Below are 24,196 nucleotides of genomic sequence, written 5' to 3' on the forward strand. Positions count from 1 at the left end.
GCAGGGTTACATCCCTGCCTTTTTATACCGCTAACAATTTAATTCTCACCAACAATCCCCCCAAAGCCGAACGCAACAACTCAGGCCGTGTGCGGTGATATCGCGCAATATCATTCACCAGCGCCAGCCCAATCCCTGCCCCACTTTGCTCGGCGCTATTATCTAAGCGATGGAACGGCATCAGCGCGTGACGAACTTGCCCGCTCTCAATACCTGGACCGTTATCTTCAATTTCCAGCTCAATCATTTGCGATTCACCCGCGGTCACGCGAATAGTGACCATGCCGTTCTCTGGGGTATATTTCAGTGCGTTATCCAGCAAGTTGATGCACATTTCCGCCAGCAATAACGGTTCACCCGCAATCCACGCTTCGGGCAACCCTTCATAGCCTAAATCGATATTTTTACTCCGCGCCTGCGCAAGGCTTGAGTAACAGCACGTCTGGGCGATTTTCACCAAATCAACCGGCTCCATGGCCTGCCCTTCCGTCTGGTCAAGGCGGCTCAACCGCGAAAGTTGTAATAAACGCTCGGTTAAATGAATGGTGTTATCCAACGTGGATTGCATCGCCACCAGGCTTTCACGCCACTGCATCGGGTCAGAACTACTCAGCGCGACGGATGCCTGGGTTTTTAGCACCGTAAGCGGCGTGCGCAGTTGATGAGAAGCATCCGCGCTGAAGCGAGATTGCCTGGCGACTAAACCACGCAGCCTGTCGATATACCGGTTAAACGAAACAATCAATAAGCGCGTTTCCGACCAGGGCAGCAAATCGGGCAACGGCGTGAGATCGCCAGGATCGCGGCGCACCATCAGCCCCGAAAGCTGGCGCATCGGTTTGAGGACTCGTCTTAACAATAACCAGGCGAGGGTTAACGTCAGCAGCACCAGACCGCCCTGGGTCAGCGTCGCCGAGGCTAACAAACGCACCGCCAGGTAGTGGCGCGATTGCACCGTTTCGGCGACGATAATTTGCGCCATGCCGTTCACCCCGCCTTCATTGACGGGCTGGAGCAGGCGCGCCACTCGCAGCGTTTGCCCCCGGTAAGTCGCGTCATAAAACCATGCCAGCGCCGGATAAAGCTCCGTGCCGGGCGTGTTTTTGGGCATATCGGGCAAATCGTCATAACCGGATATCACCTTGCCGTGCGTGTCGGTGACTTTGTAATAAAGCCGGTCGTTCATGTTGCGCTCAAAACTGTCGAGCACCACCCACGGCACCTCCACGACAAGTTTTCCGTCATGCACCACCAATTGTTCGGCAACGGTGCGCGTCGAGGCTAATAAGGTACGATCGTAGGCTTGAGTGGCAGCGTTCATGGCGCTCAGGTAGCCGCTCACCGCAGATAATCCCCACAAAATAAATAACGGCAGCCCGAGAAAAAGCAGCAGTTGCCCGAATAAAGACTGAGGTTTAATGACCCGCATCTCTGCACTCCAGCACGTAGCCCAGCCCGCGTAGCGTGGTGATCTGAACGTTACTGGTGATGAGTTTTTTACGCAGCCGGTGAATATACAGTTCGATACTTTCCGGGCTTGCCTCGTCACTCAAACTAAAAACCTGCTCGAACAGTTGCTGCTTGGGAACCGGGCGCGTACGGCGATACATCAACATCGTCAGAATGGCGTGTTCACGTGGCGTTAAGGCGAGCGGTTTATTTTCCAGTAGAAAATAGCCGTCATCATGAAAAGCGAGTTGCCCTAATTGTTGCTGCTCATGGATTTGCCCTTCGCTGCGCCGCACCAGCGCACGTAGTCGTGCATCCAGTTCTTCAAGATCAAAAGGCTTCGGCAAATAATCATCCGCTCCGGTATTCAACCCTTTCACCCGGTCGCTCACGGTGCTATGCGCCGTCAACAGCAATACGGGCAAGGTCTGCCCGCGTTTACGCAAGCGCTGCAACACTTCAAGTCCATCCATTCTCGGCATGCCGATATCCATCACCGCGACCGCATAACGTTCGTTTTGTAACAGATGGTCGGCAGACTGGCCGTCAAATACGCAATCCACCGCAAAGCCCGCTTGTATCAGGGCTTTTTCCAGCCAGTGAGCCAGTTCACGGTTATCTTCCGCCAGTAAGAGACGCATATCACATCCTGTAAAGTTTCAACCCGTGTGAAAGGTAAATGAAAGGTTAATGCTTTAACAATCACGCAACCGAGCTACTGCAAGGCGGTTCACATAATTTGACGTGAGGATGAAGATAAAAATGAAACGTACTCTACTCTCTGCTTTTACCGCTTCAGCTTTGTTATTAACCGTTTTTAATACACTGGCAGCAGAAGTCCCTTCCCGCACCGAATGTATCGCCCCGGCCAAGCCTGGCGGCGGTTTTGATCTGACCTGCAAACTGATTCAGGTCAGCCTGCAAGAAACTGGCGTTATCGAAAAACCGATGCGTGTCACCTACATGCCCGGCGGCGTGGGCGCGGTGGCTTATAACGCAATTGTCGCCCAGCGCCCTGCGGAAGCGGGAACCGTGGTCGCCTTCTCTGGCGGCTCTTTGCTGAACCTTTCACAAGGTAAATTTGGCCGCTATGGCGTGGATGATGTGCGTTGGCTGGCGAGCGTGGGCACTGACTACGGCATGATTGCGGTGCGTGCCGATTCGCCGTGGAAAGATTTGAAATCGCTGCTGGCGGCGATGGAAAAAGATCCGAACAGCGTGGTGATTGGCGCGGGCGCATCCATCGGCAGCCAGGACTGGATGAAGACGGCGTTGCTGGCGCAAAAAGCCCATGTCGACCCACACAAAATGCGTTATGTCGCCTTTGAAGGTGGCGGCGAATCGGTAACCGCATTGATGGGCAACCATGTGCAGGCGGTTTCGGGCGATCTGAGTGAAATGGTGCCGTACCTGAGTGGCGACAAGCTGCGCGTGCTGGCGGTGTTCTCAGACAAACGCTTGCCGGGTGAACTGGCAAAAATCCCAACGGCCCAGGAGCAAGGTTTTGACCTGGTGTGGCCAATTATTCGCGGCTTTTACGTTGGCCCGAAAGTCAGTGACGCGGAATACCAGTGGTGGGTGGATACCTTCAACGCGCTCCAGCAAACCGAAGACTTCAAAAAACAGCGCGATCTGCGAGGCCTGTTCGAGTTCAACATGAGCGGTAAAGAACTGGACGATTACGTGAAGAAACAGGTCACGAGTTATCGCGAGCAAGCCAAAGCCTTCGGCCTGGCTAAGTAACCGGAGGCGATGATGAGCGATCGTATTTTTGCTGGGATCTGGATTGCGCTATGTGTGGGTGGTCTGTTTATCGGCTGGCAAATTCAAAGCGAATATAGCTATGAACCCGTTGGGCCACGTCCGTTCCCGGTGGTGATTATCGGCCTGATGCTGCTGTGTTCGATCTTACTACTGCTGCGCCATCCCGACGTAGTGGAATGGCCGCATCGCCGGACGCTGCAACGTTTGGTGATTTTGGTCATTGCCCTGGCGCTCTACGCCTGGTCATTTGAATGGCTTGGCTTCCCGCTGGCTACGACGCTCCTCACCGCCTGTGTCGGTTTGCTGTTTGGCGCCACCATTCCGGCGGCATTCATTTCCGGTGCGGTGATGGGCGGGGTGCTGTTCTGGTCATTTGACCGCCTGTTGGATGTGACCCTTCCCCTCGGCGTTTGGTTGAGTTAACGGCTTAAACTTAAAGGTGTGGTTATGGATACCTGGTTCTATCTATCTCAAGGGTTTGCCGTGGCGCTGACGCCGGAAAACCTGATGATTGCCCTGATTGGCTGCTTTGTTGGCACCATTGTTGGGTTGCTGCCGGGCCTCGGCCCAATCAACGGCGTGGCGATTTTGCTGCCGCTGGCTTTCGCCCTGAAATTGCCGCCGGAATCTGCGCTGATCCTGTTGGCAACGGTTTACATCGGCTGCGAATACGGAGGACGCATCTCATCGATACTGCTTAACGTGCCGGGAGATGCGGCGGCGATTATGACCGCACTTGATGGCTACCCTATGGCGAAGGAAGGCCGGGGCGGCGTGGCGCTGTCGATTTCTGCCGTCAGTTCGTTCGTCGGCTCTTTCCTGGCAATCATCGGCATGATCCTTTTTGCACCGGCGCTGGCACAGTGGTCACTGGCATTCGGCCCTGCAGAATACTTTGCCTTGATGGTCTTTGCCATTGCCTGCCTTGGCAGCATGATGGCGCAAAATCCGCTGAAATCGTTCCTTGCAGCGTTGATTGGTCTGGGTCTTGCCACCGTCGGAGTGGATGCCAACACCGGGGTCTATCGCTTCACATTTGATAGCGTTCACCTCTCCGACGGTGTGCAATTTATTGTCGTGGTTATCGGCCTGTTCTCGGTTTCAGAAATTCTGTTAATGCTGGAAAGCACCAGCAGCGGGCAAGTGCTGGTGCGTAAAACCGGGCGCATGATGTTTAACATGAAGGAGGCCGCGCATTGTACCGGAGCCACGCTGCGTTCTTCGGTTATCGGTTTCTTCGTCGGCATTTTGCCGGGCGCGGGGGCGACGATTGCCAGTGCGATTGCCTATATGACGGAGAAGAAGTTAAGCGGTAATAGCGACACCTTTGGTAAAGGGGATATTCGTGGCGTGGCAGCACCGGAAGCGGCCAACAATGCCTCGGCGTGTGGCTCGTTTATTCCGATGTTAACGCTTGGCGTTCCGGGTTCCGGTACCACTGCGGTGATGATGGGCGCACTCACGCTCTACAACATTACGCCAGGCCCGGCGATGTTTACCGAACAACCGGATATCGTCTGGGGACTCATTGCGTCACTGCTGATTGCCAACGTGATGTTGCTGGTGATGAACATTCCGCTGATCGGATTCTTTACGAAGATGTTGAGCATCCCGCTGTGGTTCCTGGTGCCCGCCATAGCCGCCGTTTCAGCCGTGGGGGTTTACGCGGTACACAGCACAACGTTCGATTTGCTGTTGATGGTTGGCCTGGGCGTATTGGGTTACATTTTGCGCAAAATGCACTTCCCAATGTCGCCATTAATTCTCGGCTTCGTGTTGGGTGAAATGCTGGAGCAAAACCTACGCCGTGCGCTGTCTATCAGTAACGGAGGGTTGAGTATTCTGTGGGAAAGCGGTGTGGCGAAGAGTCTGCTGATTATGGCAATTATCGTGATTGTGGTGCCACCGGTTCTGCGTTTGATTCGCCGCCAGCGTAAAGCGGCTGTCGATATCGCGTAAGGTTTAAACGCGCGCCTTACGGCGCGCATTTTGCCAATGAATCAGCAACCCACTGTTTTAACTGATTTCGTGAAATCTTAATTCCACCCTGTTTGATTTCATCGGGCAGAGGCAACCAGCGTACCGGCTGCTGAAAACGCGCCACTTTGCCCTGTAGCCATTCGTCGAGCTGCGACAATGCAAAATCGTCATCGGCTTCAACCACAGCAACCGGGCGCTGCCCAAATTCTGCATCATCAATCGGCACCACAAATACCTGTTTCACGGCCGGATGCTGCACAATAATGCTTTCAACTTCTTCGGGCTGTATCCCTTCCCCGCCGCTGAAAAACAAGTTGTCGAGGCGGCCAATTATCGTCAGGCGATGATTGTTCAACATACCGCGATCGCGAGTGGCAAACCAGCCTTCAGCATTCACCAGCGGCAGCACGCTACCCGCTTTCCAGTAACCCGAAGCCATGCTGTTCGCACGGATCCACACCTCTTCATCGACGATTGAGACTTCACGTCCCGGCAACGCTGTACCCACATCGGGAAGCCCATCAGCACGTTTAGCACACACAGTCGAAGCCAGCTCCGTCATACCGTAACCACACCAGCAGTTGATGCCTTTGGCGATAGCGGCTTGCGTCAGTTCAACGGGAATAGCGGCACCGCCCAGTAACACTTCGCGCAACGCAAGCGACGGCGATTGTTCCAGCAGACGCCAGAGTTGTGTCGGCACCAGCGAAGCGTGAGAGCACCCCTGCAACGCCTCGCTCAATGGGTGTAAATCACACACTTTCATGCCCCCACCCGCCAATAACCAGCGCCACAAAATGCCCTGACCTGAAACGTGGAACAGCGGTAGTGAAAGCAACCAGCTATCGTGCGCACCATAATCCATCACCGCCAATACCCCGGCAGCACTGGCAAGATGGGCATCCGCAGTATGAACAACGGCTTTTGGTAAACCTGTCGAACCGGAGGTCAGCGTCATCGACGCATAGCGCGACGGCTGCCATTCAACCTGGTAGCGTGCTCCTTCGTTCATCGCGAGCGGGTTGATGTTAGCCACGCTTAGCGACGAGCTAAAAGCCAGCGCATGGTGAATGGTTAAATCAGGTAGCAATTGTGCTAACAGCGACTCGGGTAACTGCGGATTGAGCGGCAACACACGTGCACCACATTGCAGCAGTGCCAGGAACGAGAAAACCATTTCCGGGCAATTCTTTGCTCGCAGGGCAACACCTTGCCCATCACGCACACCTTGTTGCCGGAAACCGTCAGCCAACGCATCAACGCGCTGGCATAACTCACGCCAGTTCAGGGTTTTACTGCCTAGCGTTAACGCGGATTCACAACCGCGATGTTGTGCCCAATGTTGCCAGGGAAAGTCCTGGAAAATCATGCTTGATCACTCACAGTACACGCTCGAGGGATTCCAGCGACCAGCAAGGTAACGGGCTGTTTGGCCACTCACGCACCAATTGCGCCTGCATCAATGACAAAGTATCCAAACCGGGAAGAGTTTGCGGTGTTAACCACGCGGCAATCCTCGCCAGCTGTGTCAAACCGAGGCTTGATTCGATGGAGGAGCTAATGACCGCAGTCAATCCTAACGCATGAATCTGTTCTACTTGCTGGCGGACTTTTTCCAGACTGCCCGTCAGCGTTGGCTTGATAACCAGCGCCGTAACACCGGGCTCGGCGGCAAACTCAAAGCCAGGCTCGCGCAAACTCTCATCCCACGCGATGGCAATCCCCGTTTCACGGGCAAATTCGCGAGATTGCTCGCGGGTTTTGCACGGTTCTTCGATAAACGCAATACGCGGGCGGTAATCTGGATTGACGTATTTAGCGAACTGCTGGGCTTTGAGCTGCGTCCATCCACGGTTTGCATCAAGACGCAAACGTAAATCTGGGATGGCCTCCAGCAACAAATTCACCACCATTCCGTCGCGCACGGCTTCGTACAACCCCACTTTCACCTTCGCGATTTTCTCGCCAGGGATGGCGTCGAGCATGGCAAACAGTTCATCCGGGTCCCCGGTACACAACGGTGCGGCACGGTAATCCGCCGCTTGTGGTAATTCACCGCTGATTTCCGCCAGCGCGCAACTCAGGCCAAATGCCACCGAAGGCATGTCTGGCAACTCGCCGCCATCGCCCGCTTGCCAGCCCTGCAACCAGCGCAGCGCCGCAGCCTGGGCATCATCGACAGTTTCAGCACTAAAACCCGGCAATGGCGAAATTTCGCCAAAGCCTTGTTTGTCGCCGTCCGTCAGGCGCACCAGCAGCCCGTCGCGCGTTTTCAGGCGCCGATCGCGCAGCACCACTCCCGCATCCATCGGCACCTGAAAGCGCCAGAGTTCGACCTGACGCATTACGGATTCCGTTTGAATTTGCTGAAATCAGGCTGGCGTTTTTGGTTGAACGCATTGCGTCCTTCCTGACCTTCTTCGGTCATGTAGAACAACATAGTGGCGTTACCCGCCAGTTCTTGCAGACCCGCCTGACCGTCGCAGTCAGCATTCAGCGCAGCTTTCAGGCAACGCAGCGCCATTGGGCTGTTTTGTAGCATTTCACGACACCAACGCACGGTCTCTTTTTCCAGATCGGCATTCGGTACCACGGTGTTCACCAGGCCCATATCCAACGCTTCTTTCGCATCGTACTGACGGCACAGGAACCAGATTTCACGCGCTTTTTTCTGGCCGACAATACGCGCCATGTATGATGCGCCCCAACCGCCATCGAACGAGCCGACTTTAGGGCCAGTCTGACCGAATACCGCATTTTCCGCGGCAATAGTCAGGTCGCACATCATATGCAGAACGTGACCGCCACCGATGGAGAACCCGGCAACCATCGCGACAACAGGTTTTGGACAGGTACGGATCTGGCGCTGGAAATCGAGCACATTCAGATGATGGGTACCGCTTGCGTCCTGGTAACCGCCGTAATCGCCGCGTACCTTTTGATCGCCGCCTGCGCAGAAGGCTTTTTCACCTTCGCCAGTCAGGATGATGGTGCCGATATTGTCGTCATAACGTGCATCAGCCAGCGCATTGATCATCTCTTTCACGGTCAACGGGCGGAATGCGTTGCGAACTTCAGGGCGGTTGATGGTGATTTTAGCGATGCCATCGGCAGACTTGTGATAGCGGATATCAGTGTAACCTTCCGAGCAATCCTGCCATTCAATCGGGGCATAGAGCATTTGTTCATCTGGGTAAATCATGGTGTATCCTCGATAGGTTTTCGCAATAAATTGAGCAGGCACGCGCTGAAAGCGGCGGGATTGTCCCGATGCGCGTTGTGGCCTGCGGCAGTAATAAGATGCGGTGTAAGAGCCAGGCTGTGCGCCACGGAACGAAATTTTTCGTCCAGCTCACCACAAAGATAGTAAAAAGGCTGAGGGATTTGCTGAAGCGCCGCCCGTAAATCCGGTTGGTTTCCCAACGATGTCGCCTCAAGCATTGCCGCAAGGCTTGCGGCATTATTCTGACTCCGCAAAGCGATAAGTGCCGTGCGTTGTTGGTCATTAAGCGACTGAAATACCGTTTGTTGATACCAGGCATGGAGCACATCTTGTAGCGCTTCGTTACGTAAACGCTGCCCCCATAGATGGTCACTGGCCTGTCTTTCACGACGGGCGTCTCCATCCGTAAGACCAGGATGACTCCCTTCGACCACCAGGCCGCACAGACCGGAGTTTTCCCCCTGACAAGCATGGTACATCGCGACGCGCCCGCCAAGGGAGTAGCCGATTAACACGTAGTTCAGGATGTTGTAACTAAGCAGCGTTTTTCGCAGAAGTTGATCGACCTGGTGAAAGTCGCTGACCGTAATATCGGCTGAATTTCCGTGACCGGGCAAATCGATGCGCAGTTGCGGCCAATCGATAAAATTCTCGCTCACCGCATCCCACTCACGCAGGCTTCCTAAGAAACCATGCAGCCAGACAAGACACGGTAAACGGGCATCACGCCCTTCGCGATAAACCGCATGCAGGATCATGCCTGGCTAACCTGCGCCAGTAAATTCTGCAAGGTTTGCGCGCCATCGGTTTCAGCCACGGTCGCCTCGATGATGATGGTTTGCGGGCGCAACCAGGCGTTGCTTACCGCATCCTGCAATTCATCCCAGCTTGTCGGGTTGTAATAACTCAGGTTAAACATCGCCGCCGCGTGGGCAAAATTGACGTTTTGCGGCATGCAATAAAAACGTTCGCGTTCCTCGGCTGGGGTGGGTAATAACGAGAAAATCTGTCCGCCATTATTATTCACGATCAGCAAAACGAACGGCGCGGAAACCTGGCGTAATAGCGCCAGCGAATTGAGATCGTACAACGCAGAAAGATCCCCCACGATCGCAAGCGTCGAGCGAGCAGTTGCGCGTTGTACACCCGCAGCAGTCGAGAGCAATCCGTCAATACCACTTGCGCCACGGTTGCTGTAAACCGGATAACCCGCAGGCATCTGAGCAAAGGAGTCCACGAGCCGAACAATCAGGCTGTTGCCGACAAACAACTGCCCACCATCCGGCAACAATTCAGGTAAACGAGCGGCTATTTGCGCCTCACCAAATTCAACGGTGCCCTTCTTCACCGCCTGCTGCGCAATTTTTGCCAGGGTCGTTAACTTCTCATCCCATGCGGCGCGTTTTTCTGCCGGATGAAGCTCCAGCCATTGAATAATGTCGCAGGCTAAACGGCGACCACGGTGATTCGCGGGATCAAGCCGGTTTGGCAAGTTATCCACGAGCCAGTACTCTTCTGGCTCACACGCAGATTGCCACTGCAAGACGCGTTTTCCAGTCAGGCTGCTGCCAAACTGGATAATGATTTGCGCCTCGGCAAGTTCAGTGACGGCCTGGCTGTTGCTCAGCCATAAATCCGCGCAGGGCAGCGGCTGCCCGGTTTGCGATAACACATCACCAATCAGCGGCCAACCCAATGTTTTCGCCCATGATGCAACCAGTTTTCCCTCATCGGCATTCAAACGCCCGGCGACAACTACGCCGCGTTTTTGCCGCCAGAAGAACCAGTCGCGCTGTTTTATCACTTCCTGAGCACTGCCCATTCGCAACCAGGGTTTATCACTTTGCCACCAGTCGCCAAGCGCCTGCTGCCAACTCATGCCCGTTTCATCTTGCTCACCGTATAGCGGCTCAGCAAAGGGGCAATTGATGTGAACGGCGCCACCCATAAGTTGGCCGAGCGCGTTATCAATGGTTGAAACCAGCCAGCGCGCAGGAATGTCCTGCGTTGGGCGCGGCAAATTAATCGATTGAGTCGGATGGGAACTGAAAATTCCAGGCTGACGAATGGCCTGATTGGCACCGCAATCAATAAGCTCTGGTGGACGGTCGGCGGTCAATACCACCAGTTTTTCGCCCGTCAAACCGGCCTCAATAATCGCCGGATAGAGATTGGCGACGGCTGTCCCGGATGTCACGATGATCGCAACCGGGGCCTGACTGGCTTTTGCCAGACCCAGTGCAAGATGACCTAAACCACGTTCGTCAAAATGCGTATGACAGATGAAAGCCCGATTTTCAGCCGCACCAAGGGTAAGCGGAGTAGAACGCGAACCAGGCGCCACGCACACATGGCGGACACCGTGACGGGTTAGCGCTTCAAGAATTACCGTAGCCCAACGGCGGTTAAATGAGCTTATCGACATGATTAAGTCCTGAGTCAATTTTGCTGACTCATTATAAATATTGTTAGAACGGTTATTTTGATATGGGTTAGTTATCTATCTATACCCTAAATAATTGAAGTTGTTTCAAGGTGCCAAACTCATTATTCCCCAGGAGCTTACTTGCGTAAGCAATTGGGGAGAGTGAGTGCAACCAACGCAGAGACAACGTCAAGTATGACGGGTATCTTTCGTCAACAACGTTCGCAATCCCGCCGCTTTATTTTCTATTTCTTGCCATTCTTCTGCCGCGTCTGACCCCGCAACAATGCCAGCTCCGGCATACAGACGGACAATATTATTGGTGATTTTTGCCGAGCGTAACGCGACGCAAAATTCAGACTGGCGTTGTGACAAATATCCTGCTGAACCCGCGTACCATTCACGCTCGAAGGGTTCGTTTTTGGCGATAAATTCCCGCGCGACTTCTCGCGGTAAGCCTGCCACAGCAGCCGTGGGCTGTAACATTGCAAGGCACGCCGCGTCGTCAGGTTGCGCGAGATCGGTCCAAATGCAGCGGCGTAAATGCTGCACTTTCCGCAAGCGCACAACTTGTGGCGGCAGCACGTCTATCGCCCCGACCGTTTTATGCAAACGTTGGCAGATATCTTCAACCACCAGCATATTTTCACGTTGGTTTTTATCATCTTTTAGCAGCCACTGCGCCAGCGTCCAGGCGCGGTGATCGTCAGGGTGATTCGCCACGGTTCCGGCTAATGCCTCAGTGCGCAATGCGGTATCGATACGCCGCCACAAGCGTTCTGGGCTTGAACCGAGGAATGCATTGTTGGCATCAAACACGATTAAAAAATGATAACAATTCAGATTCACCCGACGGCTTGCCGCCATAAATCCAGCCGCAGAAACCGCAGCGGTAAATTGCAGATCGGTGGCCCTCGCGAGAACCACTTTGTCGAGTTCGTGTTGTTCAATCGCGGTAATGGCGCGGTCAATCAGCGTCAGCCATTCAGGCTGCGTGGGAATATGTTGTTCGCCCACGCAATTCAGGTGCTGTTGCGGTAGTTGTTTGGCAGGCAGGAGTTGCTCAAGGAAGGCTTGGGCTGCACGCGCGTCATCCTTTAAGGACGTTTCGCTATAAAGATGCAGATGAAGCTGTGCCCCCCCTCCGGTCCGTCGCCATTCAAGCCTTGGGATAAATAAAAAACTGTGGTTGGGGTCGAACGCATTGACGCCAGTGATACGAACCGCCGGCTGGTCGGCATAATCATCAAGAAATGATCTCGCCGCTTCTAATGTATTGAACTGACGTACCAGGCCAAGTGCGGCGATTTCATCATCGCCACTGCGCTGTTGCCAGTAGAATTGAGGATAAAGACGCTGGGTGGTCAACCACGCAAGAGCATCTGAGGCATCACTCAGAGTTACGGCAAACGATATTTGCTGTAACCCTGGCGCGTCCGCAAATTCTGCGTTCAATGCAAGCTGTAACTGTTGCAGCGCGACAGAAACTGAATTCACGTTTACCTCACCTTCCCTGAAAACCCCTGATTATACGTGGTCATGGCGGCAAAAAAAAATCCCACCCAATGGGTAAGATTTTCTTTAATCGGCACACGGTGAATTTGTGTACCGATTCTGCTCTAGCGTCTGGCTAACAAAAGGCCTAACACTAAGCCCGCCGCCGCACCGACACCAATGCCTTGCCATGGTTTGTCATGGACGTAATCATCGGCGCGATAAACGACTTTTTTCGCACGATAGTAGTAATTGTCGGACGCACTACTGACCCGAGCTTTGACGTCACTCAGCGCCCGTTCGGCACGCTCTTTCAGCTCAATATACTTTTGGTCGGCAGGGTCACCAGAGGAACGCAGTACTTCTTCGAGCGTATCACTCAGTAAAGATAAATCATCATCAAGACGAGATTCATACGGTTGCATCACTGTTCTCCGTGTTTAAAAAATACTCGTCCGCTAACTATAGACAATACTAATACTTTTCGCTCAGTGATTAACGGTTCGCCATACCAATGTGCGCAATACCGTCTTCATCGTAGATGTCGGTGACAGGTTTAAAACCAAAATGCGCATAAAACGACTGCAAATGCGCCTGCGCACCTAAATACACCGCTTTTTCCGGCCAATATTGCTGACAGGAAGCCATTGCTTGTTCCATTAACTGATACCCGAGTTTTTCGCCACGGACACTTTTGTCGATAATGACACGGCCAATCACCACCGGCTCAAATTCGTTTTCGCTTTTCAGGATACGCGCATAAGCCACCAGCTTACCGTCCTGCCAGCCAAGAATATGGCGGTTTTCACCCACTAAATCGTCGCCATCGATGTCCTGATACGGGCAGTTTTGCTCGACAACAAAGACTTCATTGCGCAGTGCCAAAAGTGTGTAGAGATCGGTCACGCTCAGTTCTGAATGGTGTAGATCTTGCCAAATCAACATGTTCTGCCCTTTTTCATGGTTTGAGCCCTTATCTTCACGCATAAAAAAACCGCCAGCAAGTGGCGGTTTTTTTTCAATTTCAGCGAACTCAGTAAAAATCACCGGAAGCGGCTTCGGCCTGTGCCATCCAAACCGGTTTCTCACTGGTTTTGGACCACACGCGGTGCAGGTAGCTGTAAAAACGGGCGCGATCTTTCCAGAACAGCATCACCGGCAGCGTCAGAACGCCTGCTAAAACAACGAATGCGCGACGCAGGAAAACCTGATGCACAGGATAGTCTTTATATAAAGTCATAGGTTTCTCCCTCTTTATGTGACCGGTAGCAAACACCGGGAAATTAGAACTTGTTATCTGGTGAAAATATTATCGCATTGGCTGAAAGTTTACTACTCCTCCGACCACTTAAAGCCACTTTTTGCCACTTATTTACAATCCTGCCTGTAATTAAGTTACAGGCATGTTAAATAAATACTAACCATTAGTTAATTAATGGCTTTTCTCATTTTTATACTTTTTTTACACCCCGCCCTCAGACTTTTACGACATCTTTGCACCCGAAGTTTCACACTCTCTGCAATTCCTAATAACTGCCGAGGTGGATTGTGAGTACAGGCGTAATAGCTGGCGTGGTGCTGGTGTTTGTGCTGTTGGGATATTTAATTTATGCCCTGATTAATGCGGAGGCATTCTGATGGCCGCCTCCGGATTTTTATTAATTGCCAGCTTCATGCTGGTGCTTTTCGCCCTGGCAAAACCGTTGGGCAGCGTGCTGGCTCGCTTGATTGAAGGCGAATCTGTGCCTGTTGTCGGGAAAATGGATGCGCTGTGGTGGAAAGTATTGGGGAGTGACTCCACCAGAGAAATGAACTGGAAGCACTATCTGGGAGCCATACTGTTGTTTAACGTGTTGGGTTTGCTGGTGCTTTTTGTCATCTTAATGACCCAGGGAAACTTGCCCCTCAACCCGCAGCAATTACCCGGCCTCTCCTGGCATCTGGCGCTCAATACAGCAGTCAGTTTTGTCTCCAACACCAATTGGCAGTCTTACAGCGGTGAAACCACGCTGAGTTACTTCAGCCAGATGGTCGGCCTGACGGTGCAAAACTTCTTGTCAGCCGCGACAGGGATTGCGGTAGTGTTTGCACTGATTCGCGCCTTCTCTCGCCAAAGTGCTAACACCTTGGGTAACGCGTGGGTCGATTTAACCCGCATCACTCTCTACATCTTGTTGCCGATTGCGTTGCTGATTGCGTTGTTCTTTATCAGCCAGGGAACCTTACAGAACATCGCTCCGTATCAACCGTTCACCTCACTGGAAGGTGTACACCAGGTGTTGCCGATGGGCCCGGTCGCCTCGCAAGAAGCGATCAAAATGTTGGGCACCAATGGCGGCGGTTTCTTTAATGCTAACTCTTCACACCCGTTTGAGAACCCAACGGCGCTGACCAACTTCGTACAGATGCTGGCGATCTTCCTGATCCCCGCAGCACTGTGTTTCGCTTTTGGTGAAGCCGTCGGGGACCGACGCCAGGGCCGCGCTATTTTATGGGCGATGGCGGTGATTTTTGTTATCTGCGTGGTGGTGGTGATGTGGGCCGAAACTCGCGGCAATACGCATTTCACCCTGCTCGGCGCTGACAGCAACATCAATATGGAAGGTAAAGAGAGCCGCTTTGGCATTCTGGCCACCAGCTTGTTCTCGGTGATTACCACCGCCGCTTCTTGTGGGGCGGTCAACGCAATGCATGACTCCTTTACTGCGCTAGGCGGCATGATCCCAATGTGGCTGATGCAGATTGGTGAAGTGGTGTTTGGCGGCGTCGGCTCTGGGCTGTACGGCATGTTGCTGTTCGTTCTGCTGACGGTATTTATCGCCGGATTGATGATTGGCCGCACGCCGGAATATCTGGGTAAAAAAATCGACGTGGCAGAGATGAAAATGACCGCGATGGCGATTCTGGTGACACCAACGCTGGTGCTGCTCGGCACTGCGCTGGCGATGATGACCGATGCGGGTCGTGCAGGGATTTTCAATCCTGGCATTCATGGTTTTAGTGAAGTGCTCTACGCGGTTTCTTCTGCCGCAAACAACAACGGTAGCGCCTTTGCCGGGTTAAGTGCCAATACGCCTTTCTGGAACATTCTTCTGGCTGTATGCATGTGGTTTGGTCGCTTCGCCGTGATTGTGCCCGTGATGGCTATCGCCGGTTCGCTGGTCACCAAAAAATCACAGTCAGCAGGCGTCGGTACTTTACCGACTCACGGCCCGCTGTTTATCGGTTTGCTGATTGGCACCGTGTTGTTAGTGGGTGCACTGACCTTTATTCCCGCCCTCGCATTAGGCCCGGTTGCGGAACACCTTTCCTTAGTGAATTTGTGATTAAGAGGCTTCCATGAGTCGCAAGCAACAGGCGCTATTTGAACCATCGCTGATTCGTCAGGCGCTAATTGATTCCTTTAAAAAACTGACACCACAAGTGCAGTGGCGTAACCCGGTGATGTTTATCGTTTGGGTTGGCAGCGTGATGACCACCATTCTGGCGATCGCCATGTTCAGTGGGAAACTTCAGGGTGACGCACCGTTTACTGCCGCGATCGGCGTCTGGCTGTGGTTTACCGTGCTGTTTGCCAACTTTGCCGAAGCACTGGCGGAAGGCCGCAGTAAAGCGCAAGCCAATAGTCTGAAAGGGGTGAAGAAAACCAGTTGGGCGCGCAAATTGCGCGCGCCACAACACGATGCTCCGATGGACAACGTCCCTGCCGCTGACTTGCGTAAAGGAGACATCGTGCTGGTTGAAGCGGGCGATATTATCCCGTGCGATGGTGAAGTGCTGGAAGGCGGCGCGTCGGTAGATGAAAGTGCGATTACTGGCGAGTCAGCACCGGTTATCCGTGAGTCCGGCGGCGACTTTGCCTCGGTCACGGGCGGGACGCGCATTCTTTCAGACTGGCTGGTGATTCAGTGCAGCGTGAACCCTGGTGAAACCTTCCTCGACCGTATGATTGCCATGGTGGAAAGCGCACAACGCCGCAAAACGCCAAACGAAATTGCGCTGACGATTTTACTGGTGGCGCTGACGATTGTCTTTTTACTGGCAACCGCAACGCTTTGGCCGTTCTCGCAGTATGGCGGCGTGGCGGTCAGCGTCACGGTGCTGATTGCACTGCTGGTCTGTTTGATTCCAACCACCATCGGCGGGCTACTTTCCGCGATTGGTGTCGCCGGGATGAGCCGTATGCTGGGCGCAAACGTCATTGCCACCAGCGGACGTGCTGTCGAAGCCGCAGGTGATGTCGATGTGTTGCTGTTGGATAAAACCGGCACCATCACGCTGGGTAATCGCCAGGCTTCTGAGTTTTTACCCGCTCCGGGGATTGAAGAAAAAACCCTGGCCGACGCAGCACAGCTTTCGTCACTTGCCGATGAAACGCCTGAAGGCCGCAGCATCGTGGTGCTGGCAAAACAGCGCTTTAACCTGCGCGAGCGCGATGTGCAAAACTTGCATGCCACCTTTGTGCCGTTCACCGCGCAAACGCGAATGAGCGGTATCAACATTCAGGACCGCATGATTCGCAAAGGTTCGGTTGATGCCATTCGTCGCCACGTTGAAGCCAACGGCGGCCAGTTCCCGCCACAGATTGATACGCTGGTGGAAGGTGTGGCACGCACGGGCGGAACACCGCTGGTGGTTGCTGAAGGTGCCAATGTGCTGGGCGTTATCGCGCTGAAAGATATCGTCAAAGGCGGCATCAAGGAACGTTTCGCTCAACTGCGCCAGATGGGCATTAAAACCGTCATGATCACCGGTGATAACCGCCTGACGGCTGCGGCGATTGCTGCGGAAGCCGGTGTGGATGATTTCCTGTCAGAAGCGACTCCGGAAGCCAAACTGGCCCTGATTCGCCAGTATCAGGCCGAAGGCCGTTTAGTCGCGATGACCGGCGACGGCACCAACGATGCGCCTGCCCTGGCACAAGCGGATGTGGCGGTTGCCATGAACTCCGGTACGCAGGCGGCGAAAGAAGCCGGCAATATGGTGGACCTGGATTCCAACCCCACCAAGTTGATTGAAGTAGTACACATCGGTAAACAGATGCTGATGACCCGTGGTTCGCTGACCACTTTCAGTATTGCCAACGACGTGGCGAAGTATTTCGCGATTATCCCCGCCGCGTTCGCCGCCACTTATCCGCAGCTCAACGCGCTGAACGTGATGCATCTGCACTCCCCTGCATCCGCGATTTTAAGCGCGGTGATTTTTAACGCGTTGATCATCATCTTTTTGATTCCGCTGGCCTTGCGCGGTGTGAGCTACAAACCGCTAAGTGCCGCAGCCATGTTACGTCGCAATCTCTGGATTTACGGTCTGGGCGGTTTAATCGTGCCGTTTATTGGTATCAAAGCTATCGATTTGATACTGACCATTTTGGGCCTGGTTTAAGGGGAAAAAAATGACTACCTTACGTCCCGCTATACTGTTACTGATTCTGCTCACCCTGATTACCGGTGGACTTTACCCGTTGCTGACCACCCTTTTAGGCCAGTGGTGGTTCCCGGCGCAAGCCAACGGCTCGTTAATCCTTGATACTAACGTCGTACGTGGTTCAAGCCTGATTGGACAAAATTTTACCCAGCCAACGTATTTGCAAGGCCGCCCTTCTGCTACGGCAGAAACTCCCTATAATCCCATGGCCTCTGGCGGTAGTAATCTTGCGGGCAGTAACCCCGAGCTCGACAAAGTGATTACCGAGCGTGTAGCAGCGTTGCGCGCGGCGAATCCGCAGGCGAATCCGGCGGTTCCCGTTGATTTGATAACGGCTTCGGCTAGCGGTCTGGACGGGCAGATTTCCCCAGAAGCGGCAGCCTGGCAGATTCCACGAATTGCCAAAGCGCGCCATTTACCCGTAGAGCAAGTCACGCGTCTGGTGGCGGAAAATACCACGCAGCCTCTGGTTGGTTTCATCGGTAAACCGGTGGTGAATGTGTTACTGGTTAACCGGGCGTTGGATGACTTACAAAGTCACCCAATACCCTAAATAATTCGAGTTTTGGGTAGGCGGCCAGGGAGCAAATCCCCAGGAGCTTACTAAAGTAAGTGACTGGGGTTTGTGAGTGCAGCCAACACCCCCACAACTTGAAGTATGACGGGTATAAAGGAATAGAGATGACAGAAGAACCCCTGCGCCCTAACCCAGATAAATTGCTGGAACAGGTCAATCGCCCGACCCGCGGTAAGCTGAAAATATTCTTCGGTGCGTGTGCTGGCGTGGGGAAAACCTACGCCATGTTGCAAGAAGCGCAGCGACTGCGAGCGCAAGGTCTGGATATCCTGATTGGCGTGGTGGAAACACATGGCCGCAAAGAGACCGCCGCACTGCTGAACGGGCTGGCTATCCAGCCCGCAAAACGACTGCACCACCGTGGGCGCTGGGTGCAAGAGTTTGATCTCGACGCGGCACTTGCGCGTAATCCTGCGCTGATCCTGATGGATGAACTGGCACACAGTAACGCGCCAGGTTCGCGCCACCCCAAGCGCTGGCAAGATGTGGAAGAGTTGCTGGATGCCGGGATCGACGTCTTTACCACCGTCAATGTGCAGCATCTTGAAAGCCTGAATGACATCGTTGGCGGCGTCACGGGTATTCAGGTACGCGAAACGGTGCCCGACCCAATTTTTGATGCCGCCGATGAAATCGTGTTGGTCGACCTCCCCCGGACGATTTACGCCAGCGCCTGCATGAAGGCAAAGTGTATATCTCCGGCCAGGCCGAACGCGCCATCGAGCACTTTTTCCGCAAAGGAAATTTGATTGCCCTGCGCGAACTGGCGTTGCGCCGCACCGCCGACCGCGTTGACGACCAAATGCGGGCCTGGCGCGACAGCCAGGGGCAGGAAAAAGTCTGGCATACACGCGACGCCATTTTACTGTGTATCGGCCACAGTTCCGGCAATGAAAAACTGGTGCGCACGGCTGCGCGGTTGGCTGCAAAATTGGGCAGCGCCTGGCATGCTGTGTATGTCGAAACGCCACAACTTCACCGCTTACCCGAACATCAACGCCGCGCTATTCTCAGCGCATTGCGCCTGGCTCAAGAATTGGGTGCAGAAACAGCCACGCTTGCAGACCCCGCCGAAGATAAAGCGGTTTTGCGTTACGCCCGGGAACATAACCTCGGGAAAATTATTATTGGTCGGCGGACGACACGACGCTGGTGGAGCCGCGAATCTTTTTCTGACCGACTGGCCCGCCGTGCGCCAGACCTTGATTTAGTGATTGTTGCGCTTGACGACAAACCGTCTGTTGCCTCTCCTTCGACGCCCGACATGCGCAGTTTCACGGAAAAGTGGCGCGTGCAAATGCGCGGATGCGCTGTCGCGATTGCGCTTTGCGCCCTGACGACGTTTATCGCAAACCAGTGGTTAATGGCCTTCGATGCCGCCAACCTGGTCATGCTTTACTTGCTCGGCGTCGTCATTGTGGCGCTGTTTTATGGTCGCTGGCCTTCGGTGCTGGCGACCGTGATAAGCGTACTCAGTTTTGATCTGTTTTTTATTGCGCCACACGGCACGCTGGCCGTCTCTGATATCCAGTATTTGTTAACCTTCGCGGTGATGCTCACCGTTGGCCTGGTTATCGGTAATCTCACCGCTGGCGTGCGTTATCAGGCGCGAATTGCTCGTTATCGCGAGCAACGCACTCGCCACTTGTATGAGATGTCAAAAGCCCTCGCCGCTGAACGCACTCCGCAGGATATTGCGGCCACCAGCGAGCTGTTCATTAATAACAGTTTCCATGCCCGCGCCCAGCTATTGTTACCTGACGCGCAGGGTGTGTTAGAGCGAGTCAATGCGCGAGGTGAGCCGCAAAACTGGGATGAAGCCATCGCCCGCTGGAGCTTTGATAAAGGCCAACCCGCCGGTGCTGGCACCGATACGCTGCCAGGTGTGCCCTATCAAATCCTGCCTCTCAAAACGCCGGAAAAAACCCTTGGGTTGCTGATTGTCGAGCCGAGTAATTTGCGCCAGTTGATGATTCCCGAGCAACAGCGCTTGTTGGAAACGTTCACGCTGTTGGCGGCCACTGCCCTGGAGCGGCTATTGCTGACCGCAAGTGAGGAGCAGGCCCGGTTATCCAGCGAACGCGAGCAAGTGCGTAATTCGTTGCTTGCGGCGCTGTCTCATGATTTGCGAACCCCGTTGACCGTACTGTTTGGCCAGGCAGAAATACTAACGCTGGATTTGGCTTCTGAAGGGTCAAAACACGCCCCACAAGCCAACGACATTCGCCAGCATGTTCTCAATACCACGCGTCTGGTGAATAATTTACTGGATATGGCGCGTATTCAGTCCGGTGGTTTTAATCTGCGTAAAGAATGGCTAACCCTTGAAGAAGTGGTCGGTAGCGCATTGAAGATGCTGGAACCGAGCCTCGGCGGGCGGCATATTGCGCTGGCGCTGCCCGACCCACTGATGCTGATTCATGTTGATGGTCCGCTGTTTGAACGCGTGTTGATCAATTTGCTGGAAAATGCCGTGAAATATGCAGGGTTCCAGTCAAACATTGGCATTCGTGCGCAAGCACTGACTGATAAACTGGATCTTGAAGTCTGGGACGATGGTCCGGGAATTCCGGCTGGCAAAGAACAGCTCATCTTTGATAAGTTTTCCCGGGGCAATAAAGAATCGGCCATTCCGGGTGTTGGCCTGGGTCTGGCAATTTGCCAGGCGATCATCGAAGTTCACGACGGGAAGATTTTTGCCGTGAATCGCCCGGAAGGTGGCGCAAGTTTTCATGTTATTTTACCTCTACCACCATTACCTGAGCTGGCTGAGATGAACGAGGCGTTGTGATATCAGTACTGATTGTTGAAGATGAAAAAGAGATCCGCCGTTTCTTGCGCACTGCGCTGGAGGCTGAGTCATTGCGCGTTCATGAAGCCGAAACCTTGCAACGTGGCTTGCTGGAAGCGGCCACGCGTAAACCTGATTTAGTGATCCTCGACCTCGGTTTACCTGACGGTGATGGCATTGATTTTATTCGCGACTTCCGCCAGTGGAGCCAAACACCGATTGTGGTGCTCTCCGCTCGTAGCGATGAGCAAGTAAAGATAGACGCGCTTGATGCGGGTGCCGACGACTATCTCAGTAAACCGTTTGGCATTGGTGAGCTACAGGCGCGTCTACGCGTCGTCTTACGCCGCCATGCAAGCCTTGCGCAACCCGATCCGGTTTATCAGTTTTCAAATATTACCGTTGACCTTGCCACCCGTCGCATCACGCGGGATGGCGCAGAAATCCATCTCACGCCGATTGAGTTCCGCCTGCTCGCAACCCTTATCAATAATCACGGAAAAGTGCTGACCCAACGCCAGTTACTCAGCCAGGTTTGGGGGCCAAATGCCGTGGAACACAGCCATTATCTACGCATTTATATGGGGCATTTACGCCAGAAGCTGGAGACGGATCCGGCGCGCCCAAGCCATCTGCTTACCGAAACCGGAATCGGCTACCGTTTTATGCTTTAAGCCAGATGTAAAAAAGGCGCCTTGCGGCGCCCTTTTCAAGTCAATTGCTTACTTCGCGTTTTTCAGCACTTCGCTGACAATCTCTACCGCTTCTTTCTCAATTTGCAGGCGATGTTCGCTGCCTAAGAAACTTTCACAGTAAATTTTGTACGCATCTTCCGTACCGGAAGGACGTGCAGCAAACCAGCCGTTGTCGGTCATCACTTTAAGGCCACCGATAGAAGCACCGTTGCCTGGAGCGGCCGTTAAACGTGCGGTAATAGGGTCGCCCGCCAATGTGCTGGCGCTCACCATTTCTGGAGAAAGTTTGGACAGTGCGGCTTTCTGCGCAGATGTCGCGGAAGCTTGCAGACGGTTGTAGCTTGGCGCACCGAAACGGGCAGCCAGTTCGTCATAATGCTGTTGCGGGTTCTTACCCGTAACGGCGGTAATTTCCGCTGCCAGCAAGCACATGATGATGCCGTCTTTATCCGTTGACCACGGCGTGCCATCGAAGCGCAGGAAAGATGCCCCAGCACTTTCTTCGCCACCAAAACCGAAGCTGCCATCGAACAGGCCGTCAACAAACCATTTGAAGCCCACCGGTACTTCTACCAGTTTACGACCCAAATCGTTGACTACACGGTCAATCATTGCAGACGACACCAGAGTTTTACCGACTGCAACATCTTTGCCCCACTGCGGACGATGCTGGAACAGGTAGTTAATGGCGACGGCCAGATAATGGTTCGGGTTCATCAGGCCTGCTGGCGTGACGATACCGTGGCGGTCGTAATCCGGGTCGTTGGCGAATGCCAGGTCGAATTTGTCACGCAGGGCCAGCAAACCTTCCATTGCGCACTCGGACGAGCAATCCATACGGATAGCACCGTCTTTATCCAGATGCATAAAGCGGAAAGTTTGATCAACATGATCGTTAACAATCGTCAGGTCGAGATTGTAGTGTTTTGCGATACGCTGCCAGTATTCGATACCGGAACCACCGAGCGGATCAACGCCCAGTTTGAGGCCAGCCTTCTGGATAGCGGCCATATCGACGATATCCACCAGCCCTTCGATAAACGGCTGCACCAGATCTTGTTCCTGCACATGCCCACTGGCCCATGCTTGATCAAGAGAAAGGCGCTTCACGTCTTTCAAGCCCGCAGCCATCAGCGCGTTAGCACGATCTTCTACCACTTTGGTGACGTTGGTATCAGCCGGGCCACCGTTTGGCGGGTTGTATTTGATACCACCATCGTCTGGTGGGTTGTGCGAAGGCGTGATAACGATACCGTCTGCCTGCGCGCCACCGTTTTTGTTATGCGTCAGAATGGCATGCGAGATTGCCGGCGTCGGCGTGTAGCCGTTTGCCTGCTGCACAATGACGTTCACACCGTTCGCAGCCAGCACTTCAAGAACCGAAATAAACGCAGGCTCAGACAACGCATGAGTATCTTTGCCAACGTAGCACGGCCCGGTAATTCCATTTTTTGCACGATCTTCGGCAATCGCTTGAGCAATGGCCAGAATGTGGGGTTCGTTAAAGCTATGACGTGCCGCACTACCACGGTGACCGGAGGTGCCGAACTTCACCGCATGTTCGCTATTACCTGGTTCCGGCTTCAGCACGTAATACTGGGCCGTCAATTGCGCTACGTTAATCAAATCGCTCTGTTGTGCCGGTTGACCTGCACGAGGGTGGTTAGCCATTAGCCTTTCCTTCTGACGCGAAGTGTTAGATTGTGCCGCAAACCTTTTCAATCAATTCCGCCGGGAACTGCATTGATTGCATGATGTGTTCGATCATGCTGCATTTACGGCCCGTATTGGTGTTAGTAATCACCCAGTATGGTGTGCCTGGAACATGCTTTGGTTTTGTCTGGTTACCATTTTGCAGCAGCGTTTGCTCGTTACCTGCAAAATAGACCCGCGTACGACCATGCAGCGATTCGGTCGCTTCACCAAAGGCATGTGCGTCGAGGGTATACAGAGTAGAAAGCACCATCATAAAACGATTAACGGCTTTCTTTTGCTCCGCATATTCATCGGAGAGCAGCAATTCACGTACCGCACGAATACGATCGCGTGATTTATTTACGGGTTTGGCTTCCGGAGTAGCAGCAACAGCGGCTGTCTGGCCGGTAATTTCTGGTGTAGCAGGAGTTTGGCCGGCGGTAAATTTCAACATGCGCCGTAAAATGTCGGACGCGCTTTCACCAATGTGCTGCGTATGGCTGGCAATATAGCGATAGAGCTCGTCATCAACTTCAATAGTTTTCATCTTAATCCAGTGCAATATCTTTTCTGAATACAAGTTGTTGGGATTATAGGGGCAAATCCCAACCTCGGGTAGCGCCAAGCTTTTGTCACACCACAAAGTCAGACTAAACTGGAAATTTGCGGCACA

Annotated in this window: 21 protein-coding genes and 1 pseudogene; 9 read left to right on the forward strand and 13 right to left on the reverse strand. The window is 53.6% G+C overall.

What is annotated here, in order from left to right:
- Positions 1 to 22: 22 nt before the first annotated feature.
- Complete coding sequence (locus RHD99_RS17450; RefSeq protein WP_309875549.1) at positions 23 to 1,429, reverse strand: sensor histidine kinase; 1,407 nt, start codon at positions 1,427 to 1,429, stop codon at positions 23 to 25.
- Positions 1,416 to 2,090, reverse strand: coding sequence for a transcriptional regulator TctD (tctD, locus tag RHD99_RS17455; protein ID WP_309875551.1), 675 nt, complete (start codon positions 2,088 to 2,090; stop codon positions 1,416 to 1,418). Before tctD ends, RHD99_RS17450 begins: the two co-directional genes overlap by 14 nt.
- A 121-nt stretch (positions 2,091 to 2,211) precedes the next feature.
- On the opposite strand from tctD, the gene RHD99_RS17460 reads away from it, so the two are divergent.
- The 3 genes from RHD99_RS17460 to RHD99_RS17470 are packed head-to-tail and all read left to right on the forward strand — an operon-like array spanning position 2,212 to position 5,172.
- The gene (locus tag RHD99_RS17460; protein WP_309875553.1) at positions 2,212 to 3,192 is read left to right on the forward strand and encodes a Bug family tripartite tricarboxylate transporter substrate binding protein; all 981 of its coding nucleotides are present in this window, start codon (positions 2,212 to 2,214) and stop codon (positions 3,190 to 3,192) included.
- A gap of 12 nt (positions 3,193 to 3,204) precedes the next feature.
- Positions 3,205 to 3,636, forward strand: coding sequence for a tripartite tricarboxylate transporter TctB family protein (locus RHD99_RS17465; RefSeq protein ID WP_309875555.1), 432 nt, complete (start codon positions 3,205 to 3,207; stop codon positions 3,634 to 3,636).
- Between the two features lie 24 nt (positions 3,637 to 3,660).
- Positions 3,661 to 5,172, forward strand: a complete 1,512-nt coding sequence (locus RHD99_RS17470) for a tripartite tricarboxylate transporter permease (protein ID WP_270139723.1) — start codon at positions 3,661 to 3,663, stop codon at positions 5,170 to 5,172.
- A gap of 16 nt (positions 5,173 to 5,188) precedes the next feature.
- On the opposite strand, the gene menE is transcribed toward RHD99_RS17470, so the two are convergent.
- From menE to RHD99_RS17515, 9 genes are all read right to left on the reverse strand, one after another.
- Complete coding sequence (gene menE, locus RHD99_RS17475) at positions 5,189 to 6,562, reverse strand: o-succinylbenzoate--CoA ligase (RefSeq protein WP_309875557.1); 1,374 nt, start codon at positions 6,560 to 6,562, stop codon at positions 5,189 to 5,191.
- 10 nt (positions 6,563 to 6,572) lie between these two features.
- Entirely contained in the window at positions 6,573 to 7,538 is a 966-nt protein-coding gene (menC, locus tag RHD99_RS17480; protein WP_309875559.1) for an o-succinylbenzoate synthase, read from the reverse strand.
- The gene (gene menB, locus RHD99_RS17485; protein WP_183271095.1) at positions 7,538 to 8,395 is read right to left on the reverse strand and encodes a 1,4-dihydroxy-2-naphthoyl-CoA synthase; all 858 of its coding nucleotides are present in this window, start codon (positions 8,393 to 8,395) and stop codon (positions 7,538 to 7,540) included. The genes menC and menB overlap by 1 nt, the downstream gene beginning before the upstream one ends.
- Complete coding sequence (menH, locus tag RHD99_RS17490) at positions 8,392 to 9,174, reverse strand: 2-succinyl-6-hydroxy-2,4-cyclohexadiene-1-carboxylate synthase (RefSeq protein WP_309875561.1); 783 nt, start codon at positions 9,172 to 9,174, stop codon at positions 8,392 to 8,394. The genes menB and menH overlap by 4 nt, the downstream gene beginning before the upstream one ends.
- On the reverse strand, positions 9,171 to 10,841 hold the full coding sequence (gene menD, locus RHD99_RS17495) for a 2-succinyl-5-enolpyruvyl-6-hydroxy-3-cyclohexene-1-carboxylic-acid synthase (RefSeq protein WP_309875563.1): 1,671 nt from the start codon (positions 10,839 to 10,841) through the stop codon (positions 9,171 to 9,173). The genes menH and menD overlap by 4 nt, the downstream gene beginning before the upstream one ends.
- Positions 10,842 to 11,030: 189 nt before the next feature.
- Positions 11,031 to 12,338, reverse strand: a complete 1,308-nt coding sequence (menF, locus tag RHD99_RS17500) for an isochorismate synthase MenF (protein ID WP_374708440.1) — start codon at positions 12,336 to 12,338, stop codon at positions 11,031 to 11,033.
- A gap of 122 nt (positions 12,339 to 12,460) precedes the next feature.
- The gene (gene elaB, locus RHD99_RS17505) at positions 12,461 to 12,760 is read right to left on the reverse strand and encodes a stress response protein ElaB (protein WP_183271099.1); all 300 of its coding nucleotides are present in this window, start codon (positions 12,758 to 12,760) and stop codon (positions 12,461 to 12,463) included.
- A gap of 70 nt (positions 12,761 to 12,830) precedes the next feature.
- The gene (locus tag RHD99_RS17510; RefSeq protein ID WP_183271432.1) at positions 12,831 to 13,280 is read right to left on the reverse strand and encodes a GNAT family N-acetyltransferase; all 450 of its coding nucleotides are present in this window, start codon (positions 13,278 to 13,280) and stop codon (positions 12,831 to 12,833) included.
- Between the two features lie 88 nt (positions 13,281 to 13,368).
- On the reverse strand, positions 13,369 to 13,575 hold the full coding sequence (locus RHD99_RS17515; RefSeq protein ID WP_183271100.1) for a YbfA family protein: 207 nt from the start codon (positions 13,573 to 13,575) through the stop codon (positions 13,369 to 13,371).
- A 308-nt stretch (positions 13,576 to 13,883) separates the two neighbouring features.
- Here RHD99_RS17515 and kdpF point away from each other — a divergent pair, with 308 nt between their 5' ends.
- The 6 genes and pseudogenes from kdpF to kdpE all read left to right on the forward strand — a co-directional run bounded on the left by kdpF (position 13,884) and on the right by kdpE (position 21,807).
- Complete coding sequence (kdpF, locus tag RHD99_RS17520) at positions 13,884 to 13,973, forward strand: K(+)-transporting ATPase subunit F (RefSeq protein WP_183271101.1); 90 nt, start codon at positions 13,884 to 13,886, stop codon at positions 13,971 to 13,973.
- Positions 13,973 to 15,661 (forward strand): potassium-transporting ATPase subunit KdpA, encoded by a 1,689-nt coding sequence (kdpA, locus tag RHD99_RS17525; protein ID WP_309875566.1) that lies wholly within the window; start codon positions 13,973 to 13,975, stop codon positions 15,659 to 15,661. The genes kdpF and kdpA overlap by 1 nt, the downstream gene beginning before the upstream one ends.
- Positions 15,662 to 15,674: 13 nt before the next feature.
- The gene (gene kdpB, locus RHD99_RS17530) at positions 15,675 to 17,723 is read left to right on the forward strand and encodes a potassium-transporting ATPase subunit KdpB (RefSeq protein WP_309875568.1); all 2,049 of its coding nucleotides are present in this window, start codon (positions 15,675 to 15,677) and stop codon (positions 17,721 to 17,723) included.
- A gap of 10 nt (positions 17,724 to 17,733) precedes the next feature.
- A complete protein-coding gene (kdpC, locus tag RHD99_RS17535) occupies positions 17,734 to 18,318 on the forward strand; it encodes a potassium-transporting ATPase subunit KdpC (RefSeq protein WP_183271104.1) in 585 nt (194 codons plus the stop codon).
- 128 nt (positions 18,319 to 18,446) lie between these two features.
- Positions 18,447 to 21,133: pseudogene (gene kdpD, locus RHD99_RS17540) on the forward strand (two-component system sensor histidine kinase KdpD).
- Positions 21,130 to 21,807 carry a two-component system response regulator KdpE gene (gene kdpE / locus RHD99_RS17545; RefSeq protein WP_183271106.1) on the forward strand — a complete coding sequence of 226 codons (678 nt, stop codon included), beginning with the start codon at positions 21,130 to 21,132 and terminating at the stop codon, positions 21,805 to 21,807. Before kdpD ends, kdpE begins: the two are co-directional and overlap by 4 nt.
- Before the next feature lie 48 nt (positions 21,808 to 21,855).
- On the opposite strand, the gene pgm is transcribed toward kdpE, so the two are convergent.
- Complete coding sequence (pgm, locus tag RHD99_RS17550) at positions 21,856 to 23,499, reverse strand: phosphoglucomutase (alpha-D-glucose-1,6-bisphosphate-dependent) (RefSeq protein WP_183271108.1); 1,644 nt, start codon at positions 23,497 to 23,499, stop codon at positions 21,856 to 21,858.
- 25 nt (positions 23,500 to 23,524) lie between these two features.
- Positions 23,525 to 24,070 (reverse strand): replication initiation negative regulator SeqA, encoded by a 546-nt coding sequence (seqA, locus tag RHD99_RS17555; RefSeq protein ID WP_309875570.1) that lies wholly within the window; start codon positions 24,068 to 24,070, stop codon positions 23,525 to 23,527.
- Positions 24,071 to 24,196: the final 126 nt, after the last annotated feature.

Source organism: Buttiauxella selenatireducens (assembly GCF_031432975.1).
GTDB lineage: Bacteria > Pseudomonadota > Gammaproteobacteria > Enterobacterales > Enterobacteriaceae > Buttiauxella > Buttiauxella selenatireducens.

Coding starts and splice junctions, on each gene's coding strand:
- RHD99_RS17450 (WP_309875549.1), bottom strand. CDS start 1,429: ATGCGGGTCATTAAACCTCAGTCTTTATTCGGGCAACTGCTGCTTTTT.
- tctD (WP_309875551.1), bottom strand. CDS start 2,090: ATGCGTCTCTTACTGGCGGAAGATAACCGTGAACTGGCTCACTGGCTG.
- RHD99_RS17460 (WP_309875553.1), top strand. CDS start 2,212: ATGAAACGTACTCTACTCTCTGCTTTTACCGCTTCAGCTTTGTTATTA.
- RHD99_RS17465 (WP_309875555.1), top strand. CDS start 3,205: ATGAGCGATCGTATTTTTGCTGGGATCTGGATTGCGCTATGTGTGGGT.
- RHD99_RS17470 (WP_270139723.1), top strand. CDS start 3,661: ATGGATACCTGGTTCTATCTATCTCAAGGGTTTGCCGTGGCGCTGACG.
- menE (WP_309875557.1), bottom strand. CDS start 6,562: ATGATTTTCCAGGACTTTCCCTGGCAACATTGGGCACAACATCGCGGT.
- menC (WP_309875559.1), bottom strand. CDS start 7,538: ATGCGTCAGGTCGAACTCTGGCGCTTTCAGGTGCCGATGGATGCGGGA.
- menB (WP_183271095.1), bottom strand. CDS start 8,395: ATGATTTACCCAGATGAACAAATGCTCTATGCCCCGATTGAATGGCAG.
- menH (WP_309875561.1), bottom strand. CDS start 9,174: ATGATCCTGCATGCGGTTTATCGCGAAGGGCGTGATGCCCGTTTACCG.
- menD (WP_309875563.1), bottom strand. CDS start 10,841: ATGTCGATAAGCTCATTTAACCGCCGTTGGGCTACGGTAATTCTTGAA.
- elaB (WP_183271099.1), bottom strand. CDS start 12,760: ATGCAACCGTATGAATCTCGTCTTGATGATGATTTATCTTTACTGAGT.
- RHD99_RS17510 (WP_183271432.1), bottom strand. CDS start 13,280: ATGTTGATTTGGCAAGATCTACACCATTCAGAACTGAGCGTGACCGAT.
- RHD99_RS17515 (WP_183271100.1), bottom strand. CDS start 13,575: ATGACTTTATATAAAGACTATCCTGTGCATCAGGTTTTCCTGCGTCGC.
- kdpA (WP_309875566.1), top strand. CDS start 13,973: ATGGCCGCCTCCGGATTTTTATTAATTGCCAGCTTCATGCTGGTGCTT.
- kdpB (WP_309875568.1), top strand. CDS start 15,675: ATGAGTCGCAAGCAACAGGCGCTATTTGAACCATCGCTGATTCGTCAG.
- kdpC (WP_183271104.1), top strand. CDS start 17,734: ATGACTACCTTACGTCCCGCTATACTGTTACTGATTCTGCTCACCCTG.
- pgm (WP_183271108.1), bottom strand. CDS start 23,499: ATGGCTAACCACCCTCGTGCAGGTCAACCGGCACAACAGAGCGATTTG.
- seqA (WP_309875570.1), bottom strand. CDS start 24,070: ATGAAAACTATTGAAGTTGATGACGAGCTCTATCGCTATATTGCCAGC.